The 18376-nt window shown below is 35.0% G+C and carries 16 protein-coding genes and 3 pseudogenes; 11 read left to right on the top strand and 8 right to left on the bottom strand.

Annotated elements, in window-relative coordinates:
- Positions 1–369 precede the first annotated feature (369 nt).
- The 4 genes from A6M14_RS10625 (at position 370) to A6M14_RS10610 (ending at position 2840) form a co-directional block, all read left to right on the top strand.
- Positions 370–1419, top strand: coding sequence for a linear amide C-N hydrolase (locus tag A6M14_RS10625; protein ID WP_152874940.1), 1050 nt, complete (start codon positions 370–372; stop codon positions 1417–1419).
- Positions 1420–1435: 16 nt separating this feature from the next.
- Entirely contained in the window at positions 1436–1897 is a 462-nt protein-coding gene (locus A6M14_RS10620) for a hypothetical protein (protein ID WP_152874939.1), read from the top strand.
- A gap of 209 nt (positions 1898–2106) precedes the next feature.
- Positions 2107–2478, top strand: a complete 372-nt coding sequence (locus A6M14_RS10615; protein ID WP_152874938.1) for an immunity protein Imm33 domain-containing protein — start codon at positions 2107–2109, stop codon at positions 2476–2478.
- A 5-nt stretch (positions 2479–2483) separates the two neighbouring features.
- Positions 2484–2840, top strand: coding sequence for a hypothetical protein (locus A6M14_RS10610; RefSeq protein WP_171500280.1), 357 nt, complete (start codon positions 2484–2486; stop codon positions 2838–2840).
- A 197-nt stretch (positions 2841–3037) separates the two neighbouring features.
- Here the strand turns inward: A6M14_RS10610 and A6M14_RS10605 are convergent, their stop codons facing one another.
- Complete coding sequence (locus A6M14_RS10605; RefSeq protein ID WP_152874936.1) at positions 3038–3742, bottom strand: glutamine amidotransferase; 705 nt, start codon at positions 3740–3742, stop codon at positions 3038–3040.
- Between the two features lie 217 nt (positions 3743–3959).
- Here A6M14_RS10605 and A6M14_RS10600 point away from each other — a divergent pair, with 217 nt between their 5' ends.
- Positions 3960–4430 (top strand): GNAT family N-acetyltransferase, encoded by a 471-nt coding sequence (locus tag A6M14_RS10600; protein WP_171500279.1) that lies wholly within the window; start codon positions 3960–3962, stop codon positions 4428–4430.
- A 15-nt stretch (positions 4431–4445) separates the two neighbouring features.
- On the opposite strand, the gene eutC is transcribed toward A6M14_RS10600, so the two are convergent.
- From eutC to exaC, 4 genes and pseudogenes are all read right to left on the bottom strand, one after another.
- A complete protein-coding gene (eutC, locus tag A6M14_RS10595) occupies positions 4446–5261 on the bottom strand; it encodes an ethanolamine ammonia-lyase subunit EutC (protein WP_338325175.1) in 816 nt (271 codons plus the stop codon).
- Between the two features lie 20 nt (positions 5262–5281).
- A complete protein-coding gene (locus A6M14_RS10590) occupies positions 5282–6664 on the bottom strand; it encodes an ethanolamine ammonia-lyase subunit EutB (RefSeq protein ID WP_152874932.1) in 1383 nt (460 codons plus the stop codon).
- 12 nt (positions 6665–6676) lie between these two features.
- Positions 6677–8113: pseudogene (gene eat, locus A6M14_RS10585) on the bottom strand (ethanolamine permease).
- 173 nt (positions 8114–8286) lie between these two features.
- On the bottom strand, positions 8287–9798 hold the full coding sequence (exaC, locus tag A6M14_RS10580) for an acetaldehyde dehydrogenase ExaC (RefSeq protein ID WP_152874930.1): 1512 nt from the start codon (positions 9796–9798) through the stop codon (positions 8287–8289).
- A 309-nt stretch (positions 9799–10107) separates the two neighbouring features.
- Here exaC and A6M14_RS10575 point away from each other — a divergent pair, with 309 nt between their 5' ends.
- Positions 10108–11298: a transcriptional regulator gene (locus tag A6M14_RS10575; protein ID WP_152874929.1), complete on the top strand. Its 1191-nt coding sequence runs from the start codon at positions 10108–10110 to the stop codon at positions 11296–11298.
- Positions 11299–11368: 70 nt separating this feature from the next.
- On the opposite strand, the gene A6M14_RS10570 is transcribed toward A6M14_RS10575, so the two are convergent.
- Positions 11369–12337 (bottom strand): alpha/beta hydrolase, encoded by a 969-nt coding sequence (locus A6M14_RS10570; protein ID WP_152874928.1) that lies wholly within the window; start codon positions 12335–12337, stop codon positions 11369–11371.
- A 151-nt stretch (positions 12338–12488) separates the two neighbouring features.
- Here A6M14_RS10570 and A6M14_RS10565 point away from each other — a divergent pair, with 151 nt between their 5' ends.
- The 5 genes and pseudogenes from A6M14_RS10565 to A6M14_RS14420 all read left to right on the top strand — a co-directional run.
- Positions 12489–14459, top strand: a complete 1971-nt coding sequence (locus A6M14_RS10565; protein ID WP_152874927.1) for a PcfJ domain-containing protein — start codon at positions 12489–12491, stop codon at positions 14457–14459.
- Positions 14460–14561: 102 nt separating this feature from the next.
- Positions 14562–16277: an AAA family ATPase gene (locus tag A6M14_RS10560; protein WP_152874926.1), complete on the top strand. Its 1716-nt coding sequence runs from the start codon at positions 14562–14564 to the stop codon at positions 16275–16277.
- Positions 16278–16565: 288 nt separating this feature from the next.
- A complete protein-coding gene (locus A6M14_RS14340; RefSeq protein WP_277752897.1) occupies positions 16566–17096 on the top strand; it encodes a sensor domain-containing diguanylate cyclase in 531 nt (176 codons plus the stop codon).
- A 29-nt stretch (positions 17097–17125) separates the two neighbouring features.
- A complete protein-coding gene (locus A6M14_RS14335) occupies positions 17126–17455 on the top strand; it encodes a GGDEF domain-containing protein (protein WP_338325174.1) in 330 nt (109 codons plus the stop codon).
- Between the two features lie 73 nt (positions 17456–17528).
- A pseudogene (locus A6M14_RS14420) lies at positions 17529–17648 on the top strand (hypothetical protein); the annotation flags it as partial.
- Between the two features lie 74 nt (positions 17649–17722).
- Here the strand turns inward: A6M14_RS14420 and A6M14_RS10550 are convergent.
- Together A6M14_RS10550 and A6M14_RS10545 are read right to left on the bottom strand one after the other, a co-directional pair.
- Positions 17723–18169: a hypothetical protein gene (locus A6M14_RS10550; RefSeq protein WP_152874925.1), complete on the bottom strand. Its 447-nt coding sequence runs from the start codon at positions 18167–18169 to the stop codon at positions 17723–17725.
- Positions 18170–18171: 2 nt separating this feature from the next.
- Positions 18172–18376 (bottom strand): annotated as a pseudogene (locus A6M14_RS10545) (IS5/IS1182 family transposase); the annotation flags it as partial.

Raw genomic sequence — 18376 nt, 5'->3', positions numbered from 1 at the left:
CATCGCCAGCTCATTAATTCTAAAACACCCCCTGTCTTATAACAGGGGGTGTTTTTTTATGTATATAAAATTAGAAATGTGAAAAATAAGAGATGTTAATGGAATTATAGCTAGAGCCTTAAAATTAGAAAATCATCATAAAAAAATCCCGAATAAATCGGGATTTCTAATCGAATTTATAGGCTAAGCGTTATTTAACTGCCTTCTTGCATGTTTAATGGTCAGGTTTTTTTATGCAAGGGGGAAAGAAAAAGAAATTATTCACATAATATATAAATTTTTATTTAAAAGTAAAATTAATACTAGATTTTTCAACATAACTAGCATATTGATATATAAATGATTTAGAAAATTTAAAAAGGGGTAAAAATGAAAGATCTGAAAAAAAAGTTACTATTAACTGCTGGATTAATGCTTGTGGGAGAGTTATCAATGGCATGCACACGTGTTGTTTATTTAGGTGATGAACAGAATGTGATGACAGCACGTTCAATGGATTGGAAAGCAGATGTTGGCTCAAATATATGGGTATTGCCAAACAATGTTAGCCGAGATGGGGCAGCAGGGAAAAAATCTATTAAATGGGTATCTAAATATGGCAGTGTGGTGACGACAGGTTATGATATTGCAACTACAGATGGGTTAAATGAAAAAGGTTTAGCTGCTAATTTATTGTGGTTAGTTGAGTCGGAATACCCAAATGTAGATAAGAATAATAAACCTACAATTAGTATTTCTTTATGGGCACAATATATTCTAGATAATTTCGCAACTGTAGATGAGGCAGTTCGTGCTTTAGAAAAAGAACCTTTCATTGTTGTTTCAGATGCTGTCCCTGGGGAAGCGAGATTAACCACGTTACATTTATCAATTTCAGATGCTTCTGGCGATAGTGCAATTATTGAATATGTCAAAGGTAAGCAAGTAATACATCATGACCGTAAATATCAAGTTATGACAAATTCTCCATTATTTGAAAAGCAACTTGCTTTAGATGAATATTGGAAACAAATTGGGGGAACTACAATGCTTCCTGGTACAAATAGAGCTGCAGATCGTTTTGCACGAGCATCTTTTTATATCAATGCCATCCCGAAAAAAGCGACACCAGAGCATTCGTTAGCAAGTGTGTTTAGCGTTATCAGAAATGTTTCAGTACCTTTTGGATTGAATACAGAGGAAGAACCGAATATATCTTCGACTCGTTGGAGAACAGTAGTAGATCATAAGCGTAAATTATACTTTTTCGAATCTGCAGTATCTCCTAATACATTTTGGATTGATTTGAAAGATATTAACTTTAGTGCAACCCAGCCACTAAAATTAGATTTAGGCAAAGATCAAACGATTACTTATGCAGGCAAAGCAAATAGTTCGTTAAAGGCAACGCCAGCATTTAAATTTTTAGGTATTAATTAAGATATTGGAATTTTGAATGAATAAAAATATATGGGTATTAGCTGGAATGGTATTTTTAGGTGCCTGTACAACATTGCCACAAGAGAATGTTGGAACAAAAGGGTTGCCATTGTGTACAGATAACGAGCTTTGTCCTTTAATGACAGTAAGTTGGAATGATCAGAGGAAAGATAATTTTCAAGTTAAAGTCAGTTTAGATAGTATTTATCAATATTATGACATTCAAAAAGTGACGTTTAGTAATGATGAGAAATCATATAGTTTCAATCCTGAAACTAAGACCACTCAAGAGTTAATTTTAAATTTACGTCATTCGAAAAACAGTATTGTTGTTCCTAAAAACTTAATGGCAGATCTAAAATCGGATCGTATTTCAATTAATATACATACAGACCAAGGTGTAATTTCAAGATTTGTTTATAAGGATGGTGTTGAATCTTCAATTTATAAACAATTTACAAGTGTATATAATCCCTAGATTAAATAGAGCACCTTCGGGTGCTTTTTTTAATAATTTGAATGGTCTAGCAATAACACCTATGGTTTTGGGGTTTAAATTATTGAGTGAATATTTAAATAATATATGTAATCGATGTTCATTATTTTAATTAATTTGAAGTGTGATATTGGAAAATTTTTAATTTAATATAAGCTAGGCAATATTCATTTTAATTGTTTATCTAAATTATGGCTAAAAATCCACAACAAACTTCAGCATTGGCTGAACTCATTGCAGAACAAAAGCTTCTATGTGAAGAATTTGGGTCTGCTTACATAGAAGTCAGTGGAGACGATGTCATTGCCGTTGCTGTTCAAACATTAAATAAAGATCCGTTGGTGGGCATTCGTAAAAAAACAGAAACTGAAGATAATGTTAGTTGGTATATTTACGGTGGAGAACTTGAAGACGGTACAGATCATTTTGAAACAATGACTGTTCGTGAATTACAAGAAATTGCACCAGACGTTCTTCCATATTTAGCTTTAGACGTTGGTTATCGCTTTATGATAGATGGTGATGACTATGAGGACGTTTGGAAAGAGGGTGATGAGGCTTAAGATATATGAAACTTTACTTTAAGTTTCTTATAATTGTGTTTAGTTTTTTTGCATCATTTACGTATGCAGAGAAACTGACGCAAGAAAAATACGATTTTTTATTGAATGAGTACATGACTATTATTCAAAATTCAAAAGCGATTTTGGATGATGATATGAGTCAGGCAACATCAAAAGAAAAGAGTAAAGTATTTTGTGAACGTATTAAGGCGTATGAGAATATTAAAAAAATATCTGAGCAGAATAAACAATTAGAAAATGCTTCTAATATGTGGATTGCATCGAATTATTATTTAGATAGACAGAACAAAAGTCTGCAATTGAGTGGAATTTCTGAGTCGACTTTTTGTAAAATCAAATAGCCTAAGTAAATTGTGGTAATTCAATCGTCACAAGATAACCGCTAAAATTATTTTATTTAAGCAGGTATCAAAATAAGAAAACTCATAATTAAGTTTTAAATCTAATCTTTAATAAAGCTATTTTAGTTATAAGTATACAAGGCAATATTGGGGCAAGATCTAAGCGCTTGCTTAGATCTTTTAATTCAAAGAAAATACTAATTCGTTAAAGATAGCATGAAGTTTTTAATAATTTGATTTGCAGCAGGTTCAAGTTGCGGTGCAAAAGTTTGATTATCTTCCCGTAATTTTCCGATATTAATATCAGCATGTCTTAACTCACAGGTATGCCCAATGAGCCATTTTTCCATGCTATCTGCTGATGCTTCAATGTGAAACTGCAGGGCAAGAATGTGTTTACCAATTGAAAAAGCTTGGTTCGGATAAACCTCTGTACTTGCGAGTAATTTTGCATTTTTAGGTAAATCGAATGTATCGCCATGCCAATGTAAAACATCTATATTTTGAAGTAGATTGAGTGGATTAGAAATTTCATTGGATAAGGTTAATTTACTCCAACCGATTTCCTTGTTTGAACCTGCATAAACTTTTGCACCTAAAGCGTGTGCAATGAGTTGTGCACCTAAACAAATTCCAATTGTTGGTAAATTATTATTTAAACGAACTTTTAGTAAGTCTATTTCTTTTTGTATGAAAGGGTAGTCTTTAGTTTCATTTACCCCAATTGGACCGCCTAAAATAATGGTTAATCCCTTGTGCTCATATGCCTTTGTGAGATCATCAATACCTGCTTCAAAATAGCGGACACGGAATCCGAGTTGATAAAATGTATCTTCTAAACAACCTAAATCCTCAAAAGCAACATGTTGAATGGCATAAATGGTATCTGGGAAATCACGCATAAAATTAGATATTTTGAATAATAGAAACGCTTTCAGATTATATGATCTAAAGTTATTTTTCTATGTGTGAATTAACTCAATTATTTAGATGCTTTATAATTTTTTTATAAATTTTAGTCAGAATATATTTCTAAGCACTAATATTCTTTTAAGATAAAATAAATGCTGTAAAGTGGTTTTAAAACAGCATCAATATACATCGAAGATGGATCTTAAAATGTTGAATCAAGTTCAAGTTAGAGCTGCAAAAATAGAAGATATAAATAGTATTGCTTCATTGCTTGCACAAATGGGATACCCGCAAGATTTGTCCATATTAGAACCTAAAATTAAGCGACTAATTGAGGATGGAAATGAGTTGTTATTAGTTGCTCATATTCAAAATCAAGTCTGTGCCTTTATTTCCATGCATTATGTACCCCAGTTGGCGGTTGAAGGTGATTATGCTCGTATTAGCTATTTCTGTGTTGATGAAAAATTCAGAAGTTTAAAAATAGGGAAAATATTATTAAGTCATGTGGAGCAACTCGCTCAAGCACGTAGATGTGATCGGGTAGAACTCAGAAGTGCCAATTATAGAAAAGATGCTCATCGTTTTTATTTAGCAAATAATTATCTAGATTCACCTAAGTTTTTTATTAAAAAATTTGATTATTCAGATGTTGCGTCACAAAAAAGCGAACCGTAGTCCGCTTTTAAAAATCTAAAATAACAGTTTTGGTTTTTCATGTATTTCTACACTTTCAATGATGTGATCGTCTTTTAGATGAACACCCGAAATGGAGTGTTTTTTTGAGTTTATCATGAGGCCCATTAAACGTTGAGTTGCAATTTCAATACTCAAGCCAGCAGGTCTTATATTTGAAATACAATTACGAGTTGAATCTAAATTTCCTTTTTTCGCACCCCATGTGTAGTAAATCCCCATACTATCAGGCGAGCTTAAGCCAGGTCTTTCGCCAATCATCATAACAAGCATGGGAATGTCTAAAAGTTCAACGACATGATCACCTAAAGCAACGCGACTTCCTGTTGCTATAATAATGGGGGCTAAACTCCATCCTTGTTTTTCAAATTGTTGTTTTAACGCTATAGCCATTGAAAATGCATTTTCCTCTATGGCTAGAGCAGATAACCCATCTCCAATCACAATACAAACATCAAACTTTTGCCGATTATCTCGTTTGTATTGTTTGCACTTTTCAACTGATTCATCATTCAAAATTCGACCTAAATCTGGACGTTTAAGAAAGACTTCTTTGTTTTCTGCAAGGCTTTGTACTGTGAAGCTATCTATATTTTTTTCTCGAAACAAATGTTGAAGATGTGTTGTATCAAGGGGTTGAAATACGGCATCCCGCGCTTGAGCATGGGATAGTTGAAAGTCGAGCATCGGTTTTGTAGGAATGCTACAGCCAGCACGACCTAATGCAATACGAGCATCTGTATAATTTTTAAGTTGTTCCCAAGCATCAACTTTTGTGGAAATTTCAAATTTTTTTTGTGAGTCTAATTCAATTTTTGTCATGTTGAATATCCTCAAGTAAGTAAGCTTGCAAATTGAGAAGGCATTTTATCTGCCCATCGAATATGTTGATTAGATTGTTGCATAACACCTTGTTGTTCTAACCAAAGTTCAAATTCAGGTGCAGGTTTTAGTCCTAATAATTGACGAAGATAGAGCGCATCATGAAAAGATGTTGTTTGATAATTTAGCATCACATCATCTGAACCAGGTATTCCCATAATAAAATTGATACCAGCTGTACCAAATAATGTGAGGAGAACATCCATGTCATTTTGATCTGCTTCTGCGTGATTTGTATAGCAAATATCACAGCCCATTGGCAAACCTAACAGTTTTCCGCAGAAGTGATCTTCTAAACCTGCTCGAATAATTTGTTTACCATCGTATAAGTATTCAGGCCCAATAAATCCAACGACGGTATTGACTAAAAATGGATTAAATTTTCGTGCAACAGCATAGGCTCGAGTTTCGATGGTTTGCTGATCTAGACCATGATGAGCATTGCTAGATAATGCACTACCTTGTCCTGTTTCGAAGTACATGACATTGTTCCCAATAGTGCCGCGGTTTAATGACAACGTTGCTTCATAACCTTCACGTAACATTTCTAGTGAAATGCCGAATCCTTCATTGGCAAGCTGTGTGCCTGCAATAGATTGGAACATGATATCGATAGGGACATTTTTTTCGGCAAGTTGAATGCCAGAGCTAATATGAGTGAGTACACAAGATTGCGTTGGAATTTCATATTTGTGAATAACATGATCTAAAAGTTTTAGTAGCTCTGATAGATTGTGTAGGTTGTCTGTTGCAGGGTTAATACCAATTACTGCATCGCCATTTCCGTACATCAATCCATCTAAAATACTTGCTGAAATTCCTAATAAATCATCGGTGGGATGGTTCGGTTGTAAACGTGTTGATAAATGTCCTTTAAGACCAATGGTATTTCTAAACTGTGTAATGACTTCACATTTATTTGCAACGTAGATTAAGTCTTGATTTCGCATAATCTTACTTACAGCTGCAACCATTTCAGGTGTAAGCCCTAAAGCTAATTTCTGCAATTTTTCAGGTGTTGCATCTGCACTTAAAAGCCAATTACGAAAATCACCCACAGTAAAATGTGAAATGGGCGCAAATAGGTCTGCGCGATGATCATCAATAATTAATCGAGTAATTTCATCTTTGTCGTAATCGACTAATGTTTCATTTAAAAAGTTTTTTAAAGGAACATCGGCAAGGGTAATTTGTGCAGCAACACGTTCAGTCGCATTTACTGCGGCAACGCCCGCGAGTTCATCACCTGAACGTAGCGGAGTTGCTTTTGCCATCAGTGTTTTTAAATCGGCAAAGACATAATTCTGATGGGAAATTAATGTTTTGTATGACATGAGTAATTCCTTTTATAACTCTGCTTCGGCTTTACGAATGTTTTCAAATTCTTCTTCAGGTGTCCCATTTACAAGGTTGTGGCGACTGAAAATGAGGAAATAAGCGATAAAGGCAACATAAATACCCGCAGCCATAAACCAAACTTTTGGATCTACTAAAAAGCCTGCAACAACAGCAATAGAAGCAAGAACCAAGGCAATCGATGAAGTCACAATACCACCTGGTGTTTTGTATGGTCTTACTAGTTCAGGGCGAGATAAACGTAATTTGATGTGCGATAGCATCATTAAGACATAAGAAATAGTGGCACCAAATACAGCCATTAAAATAAGTAAGTCACCTTCACCTGTGAGTGATAAAGCAAAACCAATAATGCCCGGAATAATGATGGCTAAATAAGGCGCTTTGTTTTTGTTGGTGAGTGATAATTAAGTTGGTAAGTAACCTGCACGAGATAATGCAAAAATTTGACGTGAATATGCGTAAATAATAGAGAAGAAGCTCGCAATTAAACCTGCCAAACCGACAAAGTTAACAAAGCTTGCTAACCAAGTATTTGTTCCATATACGGCAACTAATGCATCAACAAGTGGTGCTCCTGAGTCTTTTAATAAGTCTGCACCCGCAGCACCAACACCTAAGACTAAAATAAGTAGGGCAAAGGCAGCCAAAATAAGCATAGAGCCAATTAAGCCTCGTGGAAGAGATTTAGTTGGATCTTTTGCTTCTTCAGCAGCTAAAGGAACACCTTCAACAGCTAAGAAAAACCAAATTGCATAAGGAACAGCAGCCCAAATACCCATATAGCCAAAAGGTAAAAATGAACTTGCGCCTGCTTTATCTGTCGCTGCAATATTGAATAAGTTTGCACTGTTAAAATGAGGCACCATGGCAATAATGAATACGAATAAGGCAACAGCAGCAATAGCTGTAATGACAAAGATAATTTTTAAAGCTTCACCAGCACCTTTTAAATGAATGCCCATAAATACAAGATAGCAAATAAGATAAATAATCCATCCACCAATGCCAAATAAGGATTCACAATAGGCACCAATGAAACATGCAATGGCAGCAGGCGCGATTGAATATTCAATGAGAATCGCTGTTCCTGTTAAGTAACCGCCCAAAGGTCCGAAAGCTGTGCGTGCAAAGCTATATCCGCCACCTGCTGTAGGTAACATGGTTGCCATTTCAGACATAGATAAACACATGCATAGGTACATGAACGCGACAACAACTGTTGCAATAAACATTCCGCCCCAGCCACCTTGAGCAAGACCGAAATTCCAACCCGCAAAGTCACCTGAAATAACGTAAGCAACACCTAAGCCAACTAAAAGTAACCAACCAACGGCACCTTGTTTAAGTTGCCGTTTCGCGAAATATTCTTGTTGTGATTCTGCGGCAGGCACAGTTGTAGAATTGCCGATGTGGGAATCTGACATGATAAACTCCAATAAATTTGTTGATATGCGTGTTAATGCAATTTCAATACCAAGCCAGATAGACGTCCTGTCATATTTGGAAGATGTCGAGGCATCTCATTTTTGTTTTCAGATATCTGATAATGAAGCTTTGCTTGCGGGCAGTCTGTCCGCAAACAAAGAATTAAGATGATTTAGAAGAAACCAGCAGGTTTAGTTGAATAACTTACGAGTAAGTTTTTGGTTTGTTGATAATGATCGAGCATCATTTTATGATTTTCACGACCAATACCAGATTTTTTATAACCGCCAAAAGCAGCATGGGCAGGGTACATGTGATAACAGTTCGTCCATACTCGACCTGCTTGAATTGCACGTCCTGCACGGTATGACGTATGCGCTGAACGTGACCAAACACCTGCACCTAAACCATAAATGGTGTCATTGGCAATTTTAATTGCATCATCAAAGTCTTTAAATGTAGTGACTGCAAGTACGGGTCCAAAAATTTCTTCTTGGAAAGTACGCATATTATTTGTACCTTTAAAAATAGTGGGTTCAATATAGAAACCTTCACCAACTTCATGACGCGCTTCGCCACCTGTTAAAATTTGTGCACCTTCTTCACGACCTGTCGCAATACATCCTAAAATTTTATCTTGCTGTTCTTGCGATGCTTGTGCACCAATCATTGTGGTTGTATCTAAAGGATGACCTGTTTTAATACGCTTAACACGTTCAACCGCTTTTTCTAAAAATTGATCTGCAATGCTTTCTTGAACTAAAGCACGAGATGGACAAGTACAAATTTCACCTTGGTTTAAGGCAAACATTGCAAAGCCTTCTAATGCTTTATCAAGATAGTCATCTTCACGATCCATAATATCTTCAAAGAACAAGTTTGGTGATTTACCGCCAAGCTCTAAAGTGACAGGAATAATATTTTCTGTCGCATATTGCATGATCATTTGACCAACAGCGGTTGAACCTGTAAATGCAATTTTCGCAATACGCGGATTGGTTGCTAGTGGGCGACCAACTTCGACGCCATAACCATTAACAATGTTAAGCACACCAGGTGGTAAAATATCTTGAATGAGTTCAACAAGAACTAAAATACTGACAGGCGTTTGTTCTGCAGGTTTTAAAACAATACAGTTACCTGCTGCAAGTGCAGGTGCAAGTTTCCAAGCAGCCATTAAAATTGGGAAATTCCATGGAATAATTTGTCCCACAACACCTAAAGGTTCATGGAAGTGATAGGCAATGGTATCTTCATCAATTTCAGAAATTCCGCCTTCTTGTGCACGAATACAACCTGCAAAATATCTAAAATGGTCAATACACAGTGGAATATCTGCCGCTAAGGTTTCACGGATAGGTTTACCATTATCCCAAGTTTCTGCAACTGCAAGTAGTTCTAGGTTCTCTTCTAAACGATCTGCAATTTTTAATAAAAGATTAGAGCGCGTTGTAGGTGATGCGGAATTCCATTTAATTTTTGCTTCATGGGCTGCATCTAAAGCCAGTTCAATGTCTTCCACAGAAGAGCGAGGTACCTTGGTAAAAACCTGCCCATTTACGGGTGAAATATTATCAAAGTATTGTCCTTTCACAGGTGCTACCCATTTCCCGCCAATAAAGTTTTCGTATTGAGATTTAAATTGTACTTTTGAGCCGTCTGTATTTGGATCTGCATAGCGCATAACAATTTCCTTTTTGTTTCTCGATGTACTATCGAAGTTATGATTAGATTTTTCCGTAGTTTTTGAGATTAGAACGGAAAAGGTTGGAAAAAGGTTGGATTCAAACTAAGTCAAAAATGCATTCGCATTTTAATTTAGTGTATGCCTACTACATGAACGTTAGATTTAATTATGTTGACGAAATGTCACAATAAAATTGAAGACAAAAGTATAGAACTGTAGTTAATTATCTAAATGGGAAACTGTTCAAAAATAAAAAAATAAACAATGAATGGAAATAATGACTGTCTATATGAAAGGAAAAGGCAGATGATCGGAATTCATAAATTAATTCAAAAGCGACAAGAAATTGAACGGTTAAGACAAAGTAGTACTTTGTCATTACAACATGCAAGTAGGCTTGAACAAAGTATTATCAGTTCATGGCATCGTTCTGAATCTGCATTCATTCCATCTGACCGCACTGCAGCGCCATTGACTAACGCCGTCCCCAATAAACAGAAAAAAATACCTTCTGCCAAATTAAAATGTGCACTTCAAATCTGTGAGGATGAGCTTAAACATATTGCTGATCAATCTTCGATGGTACTTGCCGTGGGTGATGTTGGAAGTACGATTATTTGGAGTGCTGCGAGCAAGCAAATGCGTTCGGCTGCTGAACAAGTTCATTTTATTGAAGGCGGTCAATGGCGTGAAGATTTAGTCGGTACAAATGCCTTAGCATTAACCTTAAAAACTCAACAATCGAGCTGTGTATTTTCCAATGAACATTATATGGAATCTATACAAGATTGGGTCTGCTATGCAGCACCTGTGGTCGATCAATCGACTCATCAAATATTAGGTGTCATCGATTTATCTACCGTGTGGAAAAAGCATAATAGTTTAGGTTTACTTGCTGCGGAACGCTGCGCATCTATTATTCAAAATGCATTATTAGATTTAGGTCAGCACAATATTTATATACGCGGTTTTTCATCGCCCCAAGTTTTAATAAATGGCAAAGTGATTGTTTTAACACCAAGACAAATTGAAATTTTATGTATTTTAGCTTTATGTCCTACAGGCTTAAATTTAGAGCAATTACATCAGGCATTATACGGTGAGCGAAAAATTAGTATGGGTACATTAAAAGCTGAAATGTCTCAAATTAAGGACATTTTGGGTGATTTAATTATTTCACGACCATATCGCTTTCAAGCAATTGTTGAGGCAGATTTTCTGCACGTTGAAAGTGCTTTAGATGCAGGTTATTTAGAAGCAGCATTAAAACAATTTAATGGAGCTTTTTTAGCAAAAACAGAAAGTCCATTTTTATGTACATGGCGTGATTGCATTGAATCTCGTTTAAGTGAAGCTATTTTTAATGCGCAAAATACAGATATTTTATTAAAGCATTTGGCTCATTATCCTGAAGCTGTCGATGCTTTAGAACGTTTATTAGAGCTAGTGCCCAATGATCATCCTGCACATCATAAAATTTTAAAGTATCAAAATTAATGTGATGTCGCAGGATTTTCTAGTTTATGGGGCTAATAAAAAAGAAGGATGCATCTCTTAATTTTAATGTTTAAGCCATTTTAAGATTCAACCACTTAAACAATTCTGTATATACTTTTTCGCGTACAGGAAGTGCAGATAAAACAAGATCATGTACGCCATTTTCAATGGAACATAACTGAATATTGCCTGACATTTTCAGTGCATATTTTTCAATGTCTTTTACGTCTAAAATAATATCACTACTTTGAGCATCAACACCCCAATTTTTAGGATTTGTTGTGCGATGAGAATGCATAACTAAAGTGGGTACACTCATATACACACCCTTATGAATCTCTTTTTGTGCTTCATAAATAGCACGTACAAAACTAAGATGCGCATAAGGATAGCGTTCTTTTTTCCACTCTAAATTAAAGTTCCATTCACCATGTAAACTAATATGTAAGCTTGATGTATACCAACGATTTAAACCACTTGGAAATTTTAAGTTAGGCAAAAATTTTCCCAATAGACTTAGATTTGGAATCCCTAATTTTTTTTCGATAGTTGTTTTATTAAAATCATAGAATGGACTATTTGCCCATAATGCTTTAATGAGTGGATGATAAGGATGATGTGCAGCATAAAGCGTTGTGATTAGTCCACCTGTAGAGTGACCGCAAAGTAAAACAGAATCCTGTTTTTCTGAGCCAATAATATCTAAAGCTTTGCTAATTTCGGCATCATATTCAGAAAGATGACGTACATTATAAAACTGTTGATGGGACAGGTGAGATCGTCCGTATTTTCTTAAATCTAAGCCATAAAAATCGAAGCCTTGTTCATTAAACTTTTCAGCCATTTCAGTCTGAAAAAAATAGTCGATAAAACCATGAATATATAGAACAGCTTTACTTGTTTGCTTTTTCGCTTTTTTCCGAACTAAAGTAGCAATAACTTTCCCTTCATAATCATCGGGAAATTCAAGATCTGTACATTCATAACCTGTACCTAAAATATCGGGTCTATATTCTATTTTTTGTACTGTTGCTGTCATATTTTTGCTCGAATAAAATGTCATCATTAAAATGATATCTATTCAATATCAAAGAACTGTAAATACTTGTCAAATGAAGTTTACTATTTACCCTTAAATCATTTTATGATTATAGTTATTAAATATGAGGATCTCCTGAAAAGGGAGTGTGATGAAAAGAAAAAAAGAACAGCAATCACATATTGTTCTGCAAGATTTAGCCAATCAAATGATAAAAATATCAAAGACGGCAGAAACTATTTATTTAGATCAACTTGATATTTTAGGGCGTTTAGATACGCATCATGTTTTTCAAATTGATCGTTCAAAACGAACGATTTATTTAATGAATCAACATCTTAAGGTTGAATTTAGTGATGATTTTCTTGATGTTGATTTTACATTTAAAAATATGATGGCATCTCAAATAGAAATATTTGTTATGGAAGAATTACAATTTTTCACGCGTGACGTAGATAATCATAATCCAATTTTAATGAGAGAACAGGCTGAAAAACTTCGCCAATTAATATGTGAACAGCTTTATATTTGGGTAAATGGGCAGCAAAGAATAGCGCAATGGTTAAATAATTTATCTGTAGTACAAGCTGAAATTATTGATCATTTAATGATTAAAGTGGGCGTGTATAAAGGTAAATTATTTTCAAAAAAACGCACTGAATTAATTGAAATTCCGAATGAAATTTCTAGTATTTTTGCGCAGTTATTTCGTTTAGAAGTTGTTTTAGGCGATAGTTTTTTAGCGATTCAACCCTTAATACAGAGCTTAATTGACTTAGGCTCTAGTGCAAAAGAGCTTTTGCCAAAAGCACATTTTCGAATCATGGGTATCATATTTCCCAGTTCTTTTAGTTTAAAAGATTATTTAAATAGTCAATCGGAAATACTAGCGCGATTAAAACATGCAGAACAGCATTCAAATCTTTTCGGTTTCACTCAATTAATGAATAAAGATCGGTGGTCTAAAACCGATATTTTTGCAAAGAAAAATTTTTATGGTGTTGAAAAAGAGCTTTGGCTTTCACATTTACAACAACCCTTATTTGAGTATCCTAAAGATGTAAATTGGCTATTTAAACAAGATCAGTCTGTTGTTGATTGGGTTGTTGAGTCCATTCAGCATACGAGTGTGAGAGTTACTATTAGTGCCATGAGCTTTATAGATTGCAGTCGTTTTCATTCAAGTATTATTTTGGCATGTTTACAGCATTTTCAATTTTCTTCTGCTCGGATGTTTATATTTAGTTGTGTTTTTTGTGATATTCAAGGGAAGTTTAATAAAAATCATCCATTAAAAAATAGTCAGCAAGCATCTTCTCAAAATTCTATTATTTCTCCTTCAATTTTATATTTAGATGAATGGATTAAGCTTTTAGCGAAGCAAGCCAAACAAGATGAATCAATTATTAAGCGTGTTTACGTGAATTTAAGTCGTGTAATGCAAGCTTATATGATGCATTTGCAACAGATCACAAGCCATTTACCAAGTGAACTTATGGCATATATATTGCCAGAAACGCAAAAAGGTGCCGATTTTATATATGCATTAAAACGCCATAATATTCAGATCAATGATTTTAGGCAGCTTTTTTATTTAAGAAATCATCATGTAAGAGAATCTGTTTTTGATTCATATGTTCGTGATTATTTAATGCACTCTTTTAGTGAAAACTTGCAGATATCTAAAGGTGTTACGTGGGTTGGGTTATTTCATAAAGCTGTTGAGTGGCATCATCAAATTCATAAGAATGAAATTCTAGAAAAATTAAAGTCAGATTTTTCACAGTTCAATTGGACTTCATTTACGCAGCTAGAATCTATTACATTTAATCATTGGCAATTTGAGGAGTTAACAAATTTAGATCGTATTATCGAAGAATCTCAACGTTTTCATCACTGTTTAGCATCGAGTTATGCAGAGCAAATAATATATGGGGAATATGTGGCATTTCATATGTCATCTCCACATTATGAAGATCATTTAACGCTAGGTTGTCATCTTCGACATGGGACATTATATTTCGATCAGTTGGAATATCCCAATAATAAAAAGGCTGAACAACTACTTGTGAGTGTTGCAAAACAATTTATTGATGAATTAAATCAAAAGAAAAACAATTAAACAAAATTGAAAGACATGCTTTGTCGTTTATCCAATTTTTAACCTTAACTTTTTAGTCAAAAATCTGTAGGCTATAGCGGTTCATTTATGGTTATAGGTCTTATGAAACAAGAAACTGCACTGAAGTTATTAAAAGCCGGTGAGAACGTATTTTTAACAGGATCGGCTGGTGCGGGGAAAACCTATACGCTTAATCAATATATTAATTATTTGAAAGCTCGCAAAGTGACTGTGGCTATTACGGCTTCTACAGGTATTGCTGCGACACATATGAACGGTATGACCATTCATACATGGGCAGGGATTGGTATTAAAGATGCGATTTCAGAAGATGAGCTGAAACGTTTAAAAGAACGCAAATATTTAAAAGAGCATTTAGAAAATGCCCAAGTTTTAATTATTGATGAAATTTCCATGCTTCACGCCAAACAACTGAACTTGGTAAATAAAGTTCTAAAATTTTTTAAAGAAAGTGATGAAGCTTTTGGTGGAATTCAAGTGATTGTTGCGGGTGATTTTTTCCAGTTACCACCCGTAGGTCGCAATGATGAACGTAACCGAGATAAATTTTGTTTTATGTCGGAAGCTTGGGTTGAAGCTAAATTCCGCGTTTGCTATTTAACAGAGCAACATCGTCAAGGCAACGACTATTTAAACGATATTTTAAATGCTATTCGTAGCCAATCCATCAGCCAAGAACATAAACAGGCTTTAATTAATACGCGCGATCAAGATATTGGCGATACGTTCACACGTTTATATACGCACAATATGGATGTCGACACCATCAACTTTAAGCATTTGAATGAAATTGAAAATGATGGTCGTCAGTTTGATGCGCAATGTGATGGCAACGACAAACTTATTGATACTTTAAAATCTTCCGTACGTGCGCCTGAGAATTTAACTTTAAAGAAAAATGCCAAAGTGATGTTCGTAAAGAACAATTTTGACATGGGCTATATTAACGGCAGTTTGGGTGAAGTCATTGGTTTTGAAGAAGATGATGAATATGGCTGTTTACCTAAAGTAAAACTAACCGATGATACGACTTTATTGGTCGAGCCTGAAACATGGTCTGTAGATAACGATGCAGGTAAAACCATCGCAAGTTTTTCGCAGATTCCTTTACGTTTGGCTTGGGCAATTACCATTCATAAATCTCAAGGGATGACTTTAGAAGCCGCTGAAATTAATTTAAGTCATACCTTTGAAAATGGGCAAGGCTATGTTGCATTGTCTCGTTTAAAAAGCTTAGATGGCTTACGTTTGCTTGGTTTTAATGAACAGGCTTTAGAGTTAGATAGTTTAGCCATTAAAGCAGATCGACGTTTTCAAGAGCTTTCTGATGAAGCAGAAACACATTATCAAGAGATTGATTTAACTCCGCAACATAAGGCGTTTATTCGTCATTGTGGTGGTACGTTAAATGAAGTTGAAATTGAGCGTAATGAGAAAAAAATAGCGAAAACAGGGGGTAAAACCAATTACGCTGCTGCAACTTTAGATGAAACGAAAGCACTCTTTGTTGATGGTTATGAAATTCAAGATATTGCGGTTGAGCGTGGTTTAACGCCTGCAACCATTATTAATCATTTAGGGCGTTTGCATAAAGAGCAGGGGTTAGATATTTCTGTGGCAAGCCCAGGTGAAGAAGTCGTTGAGCAAGTGCGTAAAATTTATAAGCGTTTAATGAAGCGTAAAGATTCAAATCATTTTAATGATGATGGTTCTATTAAACTTCGTCCGATTGTAGATTTAACAAGTCCTAAACTGGGTTATGACCAAGTTCGTTTGGCATTGTTATTTGTTAAATAGCCTAAGTTTGGTATAGATGAATTAAGTACAGTGAAACTTTATTAAAATCGTAAGCGTGAAACATAGATAAAATATTTAAAAAGCCTAGAAAGATGTATCTAGGCTTTTTTATGTGATAGTGATTTGATTTAAAAGAAAATAAAAAAGTATTTCGTATGGCTGTATTAAGTTGATTTTAGAAAAGCTATCTCATTAAAAATTTAAATTTTGGCGAAAAAAAAATCGTGCATTTATATTCTCATTTAACTAATATGTTACATATTGTAACTCAAGCAGAAGACATGCTTCATGATCAACGTTGAGCAGATGGCCATTATTCTGGATACTTTGCCAGATCCTGCCTTTATTCTGACCCGAAGTGGGAAATATGTTGCGGTGTTTGGTGGCCGTGATAAGCGCTATTACCATGATGGTTCCAGTCTCGTTGGTCGGTATATATCGGATATGATAAAGCCTGATAAAGCCAACTTGTTTATGGAACTCATTAGCCAAGCGCTAGAGTCTAAAAAGCTTCTTATTGAAGAATATGAGTTGAGCAACAGGGATGTGAAAGGTTTACCCGATTATGGCCCTGAAGCACCAATTTGGTTCGAAGTACGTATCCAAGCCCTGAGTTTTTTGGTGGAAGAAGAAGAAGTTGTACTCTGGGTCGCAAGTAATATTTCAAAACGACACGACTTGGAAATCAGACTGAGAGAACTAGGTCATACCGATCAGTTAACGGGGCTTTTCAACCGTAGAAAACTAGAGCATGACTTGACACTACATTATGAGTCATACGTACGACATTTAGTGCCGACCTCCATCTTGATAACCTAAAAAAAATCAATGATAGTCGGGGGCATCATGTGGGGGATGAAGCAATTCAAGCAGTAGCAGATGTTCTTCGTTTGACAATTCGGAAGACTGATTGTGCCTGTCGCTTAGGTGGTGATGAGTTTGTGGTTATTTTGCCTAATACTGGGTATGAGCAGGCAATTCAGCTTGCCAAACGGATACATGACCGTACTAGAAAAGAGTTAAGCCAGTTTTCTGTAGATGATGAACTTGTTACAGCTAGCATAGGCGTGACCACTATATTGCCAGAAGATCGTTCATACAAAGATACGCTTAAACGTGCCGACATAGCTTTGTATGAAGCCAAAAACAAGGGGAAAGACAGGATTGTTGCTGCCTAGCCTAGGTGTGTTGTATGAAATAGCGATTTAGATTCAATATCTGAATCTTATCTTCTAGAAGTCTTATATTCCTAAAGACCCAAATCATTTTAATGATGATTCTATTAAACTTCGTCCGAGTCCGATTGTAGATTTAACAAGTCCTAAATTGGGTTATGACCAAGTGCGATTGGCGTTATTGTTTGTTGAGTAAAATATAGAGCACCTATAACGAGGTACTTTTTAATAGAAATACGATGCTACATAAAATTGAAAGTGAAGAAACTTTTATTTATAATTTTTATCCAGCCACTTTTTGATTAAGGCAATATTTTTTAAGTCGAAAAGAATGTAATCATCAGAAACTCCATCTAATCCACTTTGTTTGTCTCCTAAAATTTTGCTAATATCAGTTACTTGAATTTTTCCATTTTTATTAGTTATTTGATATAAATCTATAGAATATGTTGTTCCATTAATGGTTGGTGTATCCCAGTATTGAGTATGTAATGTTATTAATATTGGGTTTTTATTGGTTTTTTTGTAAACACTAACAGCAGCAAGTTTTTGATACCATTTCCCACCATCGATACTATATTTATTCAAATAAACATTTTTATTTAAGCCTTGCAGTGAATTCTCAATATAAGGATTATCGTTAGAGTTACATATTTTACTTATAATTGGCTTTGTTGCACAAAGATTTGAAATGCAAAGCGCCCCTAATTGAGCCAAATTTAAGGCGTAACTTGGGTAAGTGGTCGACCTAATTCCGTAAATCTGTTAAGGACTGCTACACGTGCATGGATCTCATTCACTTGGCTATCAAAACTCCTTGCACTGAGTTTATCTCCTAATAATTTGATGCAATGCATCTTAGTTTCAACCAAACTTCGCCGATGATAGCCTGACCATTTTTTCCATAGTGTCCTGCCTAAACGT

The sequence above is a fragment of the Acinetobacter portensis genome, from assembly GCF_009372215.1.
In the GTDB taxonomy this organism is placed as follows: Bacteria; Pseudomonadota; Gammaproteobacteria; order Pseudomonadales; family Moraxellaceae; genus Acinetobacter; species Acinetobacter portensis.
This window is presented reverse-complemented; position numbering and strand designations above follow the sequence as displayed.